The following is an 8,319-nucleotide window of genomic DNA, read 5'->3' as shown; positions in this document are numbered from 1 at the left end:
CCGGTATCGCCCGCGCGATCGTGACCAACGTGACCCACGGCCGCGCCTCCCAGGGCGCGTCCACGATCACCCAGCAGGTGATCAAAAACACCCTGCTCACCCGCGCGCGCACGGTCGAGCGCAAGAGCCAAGAACTCGTTCTCGCCGGCCGCGTCGAGGCGGCCCTGAGCAAGCGCGAGATCTTCGAGATCTACGTCAACGAGGTCTACCTCGGGGAGGGGCGCTACGGTGTGGAGGAGGCCGCGCGCCACTACTTTGGCAAGTCCGTGGGCGAGCTCGACCTGGGCGAGTCGGCCGTGCTCGCGGCCCTGCCCCGGGCGCCCGGCGTGGTGACCTGCTACCGCCGCGTCGACACCCTCGAGGCCCGGCGCGACTACGTGCTGCGCCAGATGGTCCGCCACGGCTTCGCCACCCAGGCCGAGGTCGCGCCCTTCCTCGGTCAGGCGATCCAGCCCCTCGAGCACGCCCCGGGAGAGTCGAGCCTCGACCCCGCCGCCGTCGAGTTCCTCGCCCTCGCCCGCGCCGAGCTGATCGAGCGCTACGGCGAGGAGGCCCTGCCGACCCTCGGCGCGACGGTGACGGTGAGCGTCGACCTCGAGCTCCAGCGGCGCAGCCGATCCGCCGCGCGCACCCAGCTCGCCGAGCTCGAGGCGCGCCACGGCTACGGCAGCCACGCCCGGCCCCTGTCCAAGGGCGCCCGCGAGCGCCTGCGGACCCGGGCGCTGCGAGCCCAGGCCAAGGCGCCGCCCCAGCCGGGCGAGCGCGCGACGATCCTCCTCGACGAGCCCAGCGTCAAAGGTCCTGGACAGGTCCACGGCATCCTCGGCGACCGCCCGGTGCTCGTCGAGCTGCCCGAGGCCCTCGCCGCGCTGCCCGAGGTCGAGCTCGCCCGCCGCTTTCCGCCGGGCAGCGCCCTCGAGGTTCAGCTGACCGGGGCCGGCCCCAAGGAGAGCCTGCGCGCCGAGCTGGGCCCCGGGCCCGAGCTCGCCCTCGCCCTCGCCGACGTGCGCAGCGGCGAGCTGCTGGTGCTCGTCGGCGGACGCGAGGTGCAGCTCGGCGACTTCGACCGGGCCCGGCAAGCGCGGCGTCAGCCAGGCAGCACCTTCAAGCCCGTGGTCTACGGCGCCGCCCTGCGCTCGAAGAGCTTCACCCCCGCGTCGACGGCCCTCGGCGGCAACCTCGACGGCGTCGAGGGGGCGGCCCGGTCCGTCCGCCTGCGCGAGGCCCTGGCCCAGTCCGACAACGCCGTCGCCCTCGCGCTCATGCGCGCCGTGGGCCCCGAGGCCGTCCACGCCTTCGCCCGCGACGTGGGCATCGACACCGAGCTCGGGCCGCACCTGTCCCTGGCCCTGGGCACCACCGAGCTCCCGCCCATGGAGCTGCTCACCGCCTACCTCACCCTCGCCCGCGGCGGCGTGGGCATCGAGCCCAAGGTCATCCTCGACGTCGAGGTCCCCGAGGGGCTGCACGGCGAGCGGCCCGAGGCGCGGGTCGACGCACGCAGCCCGCGGTTTGGCGTCGACGGGGACGTGAGCGCCCTGCTCACCGACATGCTCACCTCCGTGGTCACCGAGGGCACGGCCAAGGCCGCCGGGGAGCTGGGCCGCCCCGTGGCCGGCAAGACGGGCACGACCAACGACGCCAAGGACGCCTGGTTCGTCGGCTACACCCCCGATCACGCCGCCGTGGCCTGGGTCGGCTTCGACACGCCGCGGAGCCTCGGCGCGCGCGAGAGCGGCAGCTCCGTCGCCCTCCCGATCTGGCTCGCGGCCATGGGCGAAGCCAGCGAGGGCCTGCCCGTCAGCGACTTCCACCAGCCCGACGGCGCCCTCGAGCGCGCCACCATCGACGAGCGCGACGGCGCCCCGGCGTGCCGCGAGCGTCGGCGCTGGACCGACCCCGAGCGGTGCACGACCTCGTGGTGGTTCACGGACTGCACCCCGGCCCGCAGCCGCGAGCTCGCGCCCTACCTGCGCTGCGTCAGCCCCACGCAGTGGCGCGACGAGCTGTTCTTGGCGGGGACCGTCCCCGAGCGGGCGCCCCGGCCCCTGGCCCAGGTCGACGGCGAAGCCGCTGGCGCCGAGGCGGCGCCCCGCGCCCGCGCCGAGCTCGTGTCCTTCTCGCTGTTCCGCACCGAGCTCGGCCGCCCCCTCGACGAGGCCTCCGAGGATCCCCAGCTGCCCCCAGCCGCGCACGCCCGCGGGCGGACCCAGCTGCGCGAGCGCATCGGCAGCTTCGAGACCAGCCTGGTCGAGCTGTGGCGCCGCGCCCTCGAGCGGGACGCCAGCCAGCGCGCGGGCTCCTGGACGGCCCCCCAGCCCCCGGCGGGGACTCGGCTGCGCGTGCGCCTGCGCCTCGACGGCGAGGGGGAGCTGCGCCAGCTCGAGCTCACCCGGTCCAGCGGCGACGAGCTCCTCGACGCGTGGGCCGAGGCCTGCGTGCGCCGGGCCGCGGCCGCGAGCGCCTTCGCCCCCACGCCCGCGATGCTCGAGGCCGTCAGCGGCGAGGCCGAGGTCTTCGTCGAGCTCGTCGTCGGGGACGCGTAGACACGGCCGCGCTCGGCCTGATAGCGTCCCGGCATGCGCTTGACCACCTGCCCCAGCTGTGACCGCCACGTCCGCGCCGACGCGGGCGCGTGCCCCTTCTGCGCGCAGGTGCTGCCCGAGCCCGCGAGCCGCCGCGCCGCCCGGGTCGGGGCGATCATCGCTGGCGTCGCGACCGTCAGCGCGATGACGGGCTGTCCCCGGGCCGCGACCAAGTACGGCGCGCCGCCGCCGATGCCCGAGGACCGCATGTCCACGGACGATGAGGACGGCGCCGACGAGGCCGCCGCGCCCACGCCCGAGGAGCCGGCCGCGGAGGAGCAGCCGGCTCCGGACGAGCAGCCGGCCGCCGACGAGCCCGCGGTCGAGACCCCGGACTGATCCTCGCCTGACCCTGGCCGCTCGGGTCAGCGGAACAGCTGCAACAACAGGGAGTCGGTCCCGCCGCGGTAGGCGTTGCGACCCCCGCGCTTGTCTTCGTTGCTCTGGTCGAAGCGCGCCTGCATCATCTGCATTCGGATCTCGTCCTTGCGCTTTTCGTGCCGGGTCTGGCGCGCTCGCTCGAGGCCGCCGTCGCGGACCCACTCGAGGATCTGCGTCAGCTCGCCCTCGTCGAGCCAGACCCCGTGCTCCTTGCAGGTGTCGACGATGACCCGGCTGTAGCGCCCGTACTGGCTGCGGTTCATGAGCGTATTGCAGACCGGGCAGGGGCGGTAGCGGATCGAGTTGGTCCCCGCCCCCGCGACGCTGCGTCCCCCCGGAGGGCCGCTCGCTTGGCCCGCCGGCACCTCGGTGATCATCTCCTCGGCCCGCCGAACGACGTGCTCGAAGGTCCGCTTGTCGAGCCACAGCCCGGCGCAGCGGCTGCACTCGAGCAGGCTCAGATCCGGGCCGAGCTCGCGCTGGTGCATCCGGTGCTCCGAACCGCAGGAGGGGCAGGCCATGTCGGTCTGGTGGCCGATCGCCTGCCCGCCGGTCAGGGCGTTGCCGCAGCCGTGGCAAAAGCGGGCCGCCTCGCTGACCCGCGAGGTGCAGTAGGGGCAGATGCCGGTCCGGTCGCGCTCGTAGCGAGCAAAGCTCGAGCCGCAGTGATCGCAGTTGAGCCCGTCCCCGCGCGGCGCCCCGCAGGCCGAGCAGCGGACCACCGCGGTCTCGATGCCGCCGCCTTCGACGTTGGCCGCGAGCCGACTCCCGAGCCGCTCCGAGGGCGCCTGGGACTGGGCCTGCGTTTGGACCGGCGGCGGAGCCACGGGCGCTGCCGGTACGTGGGCCTCGACCGTCAAGATCACGCTGCAGTGACAGCGAAAGCGGCTGCCGACGGTGTACCCCGTGGCGTCGTATTGCCGGCCGCAATGGGAGCAGTCCACGACGATGTGCACGGCCTGGAGTCTAGCAGCCCCCGCGCCCCCGCGCTCCCACCCCGAGCGGCCTGTGCGGGGCGGAATAGCCGGGGCGCGGCGGCGGTCGAGCGAGCGCCCGCTCGGACTCGGAGCCCTCTCACAGCGGCTTATCGAAGGGCAGGTCGCAAGCGCGCATCGCCATCTCCAAGGTCTTGCGCATGTCCTCGGAGAAGCCCAGGGCGCTGCCCACCCAGATGTAGTCCGGGTCGATGCCGTAGAGCACCGCGACCTCCGTCCCGCGCACCCGCTCGACGGCCACGTGCATGCTCCAAAAGGTCGCGCAGGGCACCGCCTCGATCTCGCCAGGGCTATCGATCCAGCCAGAGCCGTCGTTGTCGTAGCTGGCGAGCAGGATCTCGGAGACGGCCTCGTCCCACTCGTCCGAGCCGCCCTCCTCGGGCAGGGCTTCGATCGCCAGGGACACGCCATCGTCCGCGACCACCGACGCGCGGGCGGGCTCCGGCTCAGGTTCGGCGCCGGGCAGCTCGACGATGACCGCCGGCTGGGCGCGGCTCGGCTCCGAGACCTCGGGGTAGGCCACCTCCCGGCTGGGGCGCTGGCACGCGACGGCGACCAGCGCGAGCGTCAGCCCGACCAAGCTCCGCGCCCGCCTCATGCCCCGATGGAAGCACGAGCGCCCGCCCCAGCTCAAGGGAGCACCGGCAATCCCTCGAGCGCGGCGAGGGTCCGGGCCGCCGCTTCGATCGTGGTGCTCGGCCCGGCGCTCACCCGCACCACCCCGCCGGGGGTCCCCAGCGTCGCGTGGGCCATGGGCGCGCACTGCCGACCGCCCGAGGCGACCACGCCGCGGGCGTGGAGGTGCTCGGCGACCGCTTCGGGGCTGCGCCCGCGGAGCGAGAAGGCCAGCGTCGGCACGCGCAGCTCGGATCGCGCGGGGCCGTGGAGCGTCGCGTCGCCCCGCTCGCGCAGGCCCTCGGCGAGGCGATCGACCACCGCTCGGGCGCGAGCCAGGCGATCGGCCCGAGCCGCCGCGGCCAACCACTCGAGGCCGGCGACCAGACCCGCGAGGGCCAGACGATCGACAGATCCCGTGTCGCAGTAGCCCGCCATCGTCGGCCGCACCCGCCCGAGCCGCCGCGCGACGAGGGCGTGGGCCGCCGAGCGGGGCGGGGCCAGCTCGAGGCGCGGCGAGACCCACAGGCCGCCCACGCCCCAGGGCGCCTGCGGACCCTTGTGGCCGGCGAAGGCGAGCATGTCGACGCCGAGCGCCGGGCCGCCCACGTCGAGCTCGATCCACCCCGCGAGCTGGGCCGCGTCGAGCAGCACCGCGGCCCCGTGGGCGTGGGCCAGCGCGCTCACCTCGGCCACGGGCAGCAGCGCGCCCGTGACGTTCGCCGCCCCGGTCAGCGCGACCAGGCGGACCCGACCCGCGCCCAGCTCGGACTCCAGGCGATCGAGATCGAGGGGCGCGTCGGGGTCGCCGTCGACCGGCGGGATCACGCGATGCTCGACCCCCCGCGCGGCCAGGGCCAGGACCGGGCGCAGCAAGGCGTCGTGCTCCCACGCGCTCGTCAGCACCCGCTCCCCCGGCTCCCAGGGCAGGTCTGCGATGGCCACGGCCAGCGCCGAGGTACAGCCCGGGGTCAACAACAAGCGCGCGGGATCGGCCACGCCAAAGGCCGCCGCCACCGCGCGATGGTCCCGGTCAAAGCGCTCGGCCCAACCCAGGGTCTGCCCCCCCTCGGGGCCGTGGTCGAGGGCCGCGATCACGGCCTCGCGGACCGGCGCGGGCTTGGGCCAGCTCGTCCCCGCGTGGTTGAGGTAGGTCGCCCGAGGCATCGTCCGCAGAGCCTAACAGTCACGGGCGATTCGCGGACGCGACGCGCCCGCGCCCGGCTCTGCGTTGACCCCTGCCGGCCTGCCACCCTATCGTCGACTCGCCTTGGCTGACTCCGCGCGCCTCAAGAAAATCCTCGACGTCGTGGTCGCGGCGCACGGGGGCGACTACAGCCAGCGCATCTCCCTCGAGGAGATCCCTGACGACCTGCTCGAGGTCGAGGTCGGCATCAACTTCCTCCTCGACGAGCTGGCCATGCGCGAGCAGGAGGCCGAGGCCCACCGCGAGTCCATCGCCGCCCAGGCGGCTCAGCTCGCCGACCAGACCACGGCGCTGATCCGGGCCCTGTCCACGCCGATCATCACCCTCTCGCCGGGCGTCCTCGCCCTCCCGCTGATCGGGGACTTCGACGATCAGCGCGCCGAGGACACGACCGCCACCTTGCTCGAGCGCGTCGCCCGGGAGCGCGCGAGCCACGTGCTCTTGGATCTGACCGGCGTCGAGTCGGTCTCGCCCACGACCGCGAGCGCCATCTTGCGGATGATCCGAACCGCGCGCCTGCTCGGCGTCACCTGCCTCGTGACCGGCATCCACCCCACGGCCGCGCTGCAGTTCGCCGAGCTCGAGCCCGACCCCGACCTGCTCCAGACCCACGCCAACGTATCCGACGCCCTCGCCCTGGTGCTCCGCGACACGAGCCGCCGCTGACCCGGAGGAGTTCCTCGACCATGCCCCTGAGCTTCCGCGACGCGACCTCCCCCACGGGGGTGGCCTACCTCTTCATCGACACCTGGGGCGTCATCGAGCTCGAGGACGCCCAGGCCTTCGTCGCCCAGCTCGACCGACCCGAGCACGACTACGGCAGGGTTCTATCCGTCGTTCAACCCAAGACCGACTTTCGGCCCAAGGCCCGCAAGGTCTACATGCAGGTCGAGAATTTCAGCGCCGTCGCCGTGGTGGTCAACGGCGCGATCGTCCGCGCCGCGATCAACCTGATGATCCGCCTGATGCACCACCGCTCCGGCGTCGTCAGCCTGTTCGAGACCGTCGAAGCGGCCGAGGCGTGGCTCGAGCAGCAGCCCCTGCGCCAGCGCCCCGATCGCGCAGCTCACAGCGGCTCGTAGTCCATGGGCAGCGTCGAGGCCAGGCGGTCGAACTCGAAGTAGGCGGCGCAGTCCGGGTCGTAGCCGTCGACGTAGGAAGACTCCGGCACCGCCGCCCAGCTGGCCTCGTTGAAGGCCTGCTCGCGCAGCATGCCGAGGTGCACGGCGATGAGCTCGGGGTCGTCGAGGTCGGTCCAGGCCACGCGCAGCTCGAGGAAGGCCCCGGACGCCGCGACGTCCTCGCTCCCGACGCTCGGGCCGAAGCCCGCGTCGACCCAGTTGGCGCCCACGAACTCGAGGCCGCTGCCGAAGTCGTCGCTCGCCTTCCAGCGCAGGTGCCAGCGCGCCTCGAAGGGCAGCGCCGGCTCTTGGGTGTTGTAGAGCACCCCGGAGCTGCTGCCCGGCGCGCCGCCGAGGTAGGCCACGAACCACTCGAGGGGGTCGTCGCCCATCAGGTCCGGGCTGCTCATGCCCAGGTAGAGGTAGTCGGCGTCCCAGGCCACGTAGCCGGTGTGGCCCAGGGTCGAGCTCGTGAAGGTCTCGTCGGCGCCGAAGTCGTTGGCGCCGTCGATGACGATGGTGTGGAAGTAGCGGACGACGAAGGGCTCGTCGGCGTAGTCGGGGCCCATCGCCAGGCCCTCGGCGTCGGTCACCGTGCCGAGCACGCGCAGGGCGTAGCCCGTCGCGCTCGCCAGGGGCTGGGCGGGGCTGAGCGCGAAGGTCGTCGCGTCGCCGCTCGTCGGCGCCCCGGCCATGGGCACGCAGGTCGCGAAGTCGTCGGCGGACAGCTGCAGCGTGCCCGAGCAGCTGGTGTCGGCGCCGACGTTGGTGGTGATCGTCGCCGGGTCCATGGGCTCGGAGAACTCGACGGATAGATCCACGTCGGGGGCCACCCCAGCGGTCGCCGCCGCGGGCGTGGTGGCGACGACCGTGGGCGCGACGTTGGCCATCCCGGTCTCGCCGGTGTCCGTCGACTCCGTCTCGGTCGACTCCGTGCCCGTGTCCGTCTCCGTCTCCGTCCCCGTATCGGTCTCCGTGCCCGTCTCTGTCTCTGTCTCCGTCGAGGACTCGCTATTCGTCTCCGTCTCCGTCGAGGACTCGCTATTCGTCTCCGTCTCCGTCGAGGACTCGCTATCCGTCTCCGTCGAGGACTCGCTATCCGTCTCCGTCTCCGTCCCGTCGAAGGTCGCGACCTCCTCGGTGCCGCTGTCCTCCGTCGCCCCGATCTCGTCCGCCCCGCCCCCGTCATCCGTGCACGCCGCGGTCCCGAGCACGCACAGCGCGAGCCCGACCCCGACCCAGCGCTGCCCCTCACATCGTCGTTTCAAGCCAGTCATGGCCGTGGAGCCTACACCGGCTGCCGACCCATCGCCCACACCCCGCGCGCCTCCGGGAAATCTCGACTCAAGGCCAAGGTCTACGTCACGAGCTTCCGCCACTACCTGCGCGTCGCCGAAGACATCCTCGACGGCGCG

The 8,319-nt window shown here is 73.6% G+C and carries 8 protein-coding genes; 4 read left to right on the top strand and 4 right to left on the bottom strand.

Going from position 1 to position 8,319, the window contains the following annotated elements; translation table 11 throughout:
* The coding region (locus tag PPSIR1_RS40750; protein ID WP_006977190.1) for a transglycosylase domain-containing protein at positions 1–2,546 on the top strand (2,546 nt) is incomplete at its 5' end.
* Between the two features lie 33 nt (positions 2,547–2,579).
* A complete protein-coding gene (locus PPSIR1_RS40745) occupies positions 2,580–2,924 on the top strand; it encodes a prolipoprotein diacylglyceryl transferase (RefSeq protein WP_006977189.1) in 345 nt (114 codons plus the stop codon).
* Positions 2,925–2,950: 26 nt separating this feature from the next.
* Here PPSIR1_RS40745 and PPSIR1_RS47175 read toward each other — a convergent pair whose 3' ends face one another.
* The 3 genes from PPSIR1_RS47175 to PPSIR1_RS40730 all read right to left on the bottom strand — a co-directional run bounded on the left by PPSIR1_RS47175 (position 2,951) and on the right by PPSIR1_RS40730 (position 5,743).
* Entirely contained in the window at positions 2,951–3,922 is a 972-nt protein-coding gene (locus PPSIR1_RS47175) for a zf-TFIIB domain-containing protein (protein WP_006977188.1), read from the bottom strand.
* A 118-nt stretch (positions 3,923–4,040) separates the two neighbouring features.
* Positions 4,041–4,559, bottom strand: coding sequence for a hypothetical protein (locus PPSIR1_RS49870; protein ID WP_198154732.1), 519 nt, complete (start codon positions 4,557–4,559; stop codon positions 4,041–4,043).
* A gap of 32 nt (positions 4,560–4,591) precedes the next feature.
* On the bottom strand, positions 4,592–5,743 hold the full coding sequence (locus tag PPSIR1_RS40730; RefSeq protein WP_006977186.1) for an aminotransferase class V-fold PLP-dependent enzyme: 1,152 nt from the start codon (positions 5,741–5,743) through the stop codon (positions 4,592–4,594).
* 103 nt (positions 5,744–5,846) lie between these two features.
* Here PPSIR1_RS40730 and PPSIR1_RS40725 point away from each other — a divergent pair, with 103 nt between their 5' ends.
* Entirely contained in the window at positions 5,847–6,449 is a 603-nt protein-coding gene (locus tag PPSIR1_RS40725) for an STAS domain-containing protein (RefSeq protein ID WP_006977185.1), read from the top strand.
* 20 nt (positions 6,450–6,469) lie between these two features.
* A complete protein-coding gene (locus tag PPSIR1_RS40720; protein ID WP_006977184.1) occupies positions 6,470–6,865 on the top strand; it encodes a SpoIIAA family protein in 396 nt (131 codons plus the stop codon).
* Here PPSIR1_RS40720 and PPSIR1_RS40715 read toward each other — a convergent pair.
* Positions 6,850–8,181, bottom strand: a complete 1,332-nt coding sequence (locus tag PPSIR1_RS40715) for an Ig-like domain-containing domain (protein WP_157596513.1) — start codon at positions 8,179–8,181, stop codon at positions 6,850–6,852. The two genes, PPSIR1_RS40720 and PPSIR1_RS40715, sit on opposite strands and share 16 nt — an antisense overlap.
* Positions 8,182–8,319 lie beyond the last annotated feature (138 nt).

Source organism: Plesiocystis pacifica SIR-1, assembly GCF_000170895.1.
Classification (GTDB): domain Bacteria; phylum Myxococcota_A; class Polyangia; order Nannocystales; family Nannocystaceae; genus Plesiocystis; species Plesiocystis pacifica.
This window is presented reverse-complemented; position numbering and strand designations above follow the sequence as displayed.

Excerpts from the sequence above, each read along its gene's own strand:
- PPSIR1_RS40730 (WP_006977186.1), bottom strand. The coding sequence starts at position 5,743 with ATGCCTCGGGCGACCTACCTCAACCACGCGGGGACGAGCTGGCCCAAG.
- PPSIR1_RS40745 (WP_006977189.1), top strand. The coding sequence starts at position 2,580 with ATGCGCTTGACCACCTGCCCCAGCTGTGACCGCCACGTCCGCGCCGAC.
- PPSIR1_RS40720 (WP_006977184.1), top strand. The coding sequence starts at position 6,470 with ATGCCCCTGAGCTTCCGCGACGCGACCTCCCCCACGGGGGTGGCCTAC.
- PPSIR1_RS40715 (WP_157596513.1), bottom strand. The coding sequence starts at position 8,181 with ATGACTGGCTTGAAACGACGATGTGAGGGGCAGCGCTGGGTCGGGGTC.
- PPSIR1_RS49870 (WP_198154732.1), bottom strand. The coding sequence starts at position 4,559 with ATGAGGCGGGCGCGGAGCTTGGTCGGGCTGACGCTCGCGCTGGTCGCC.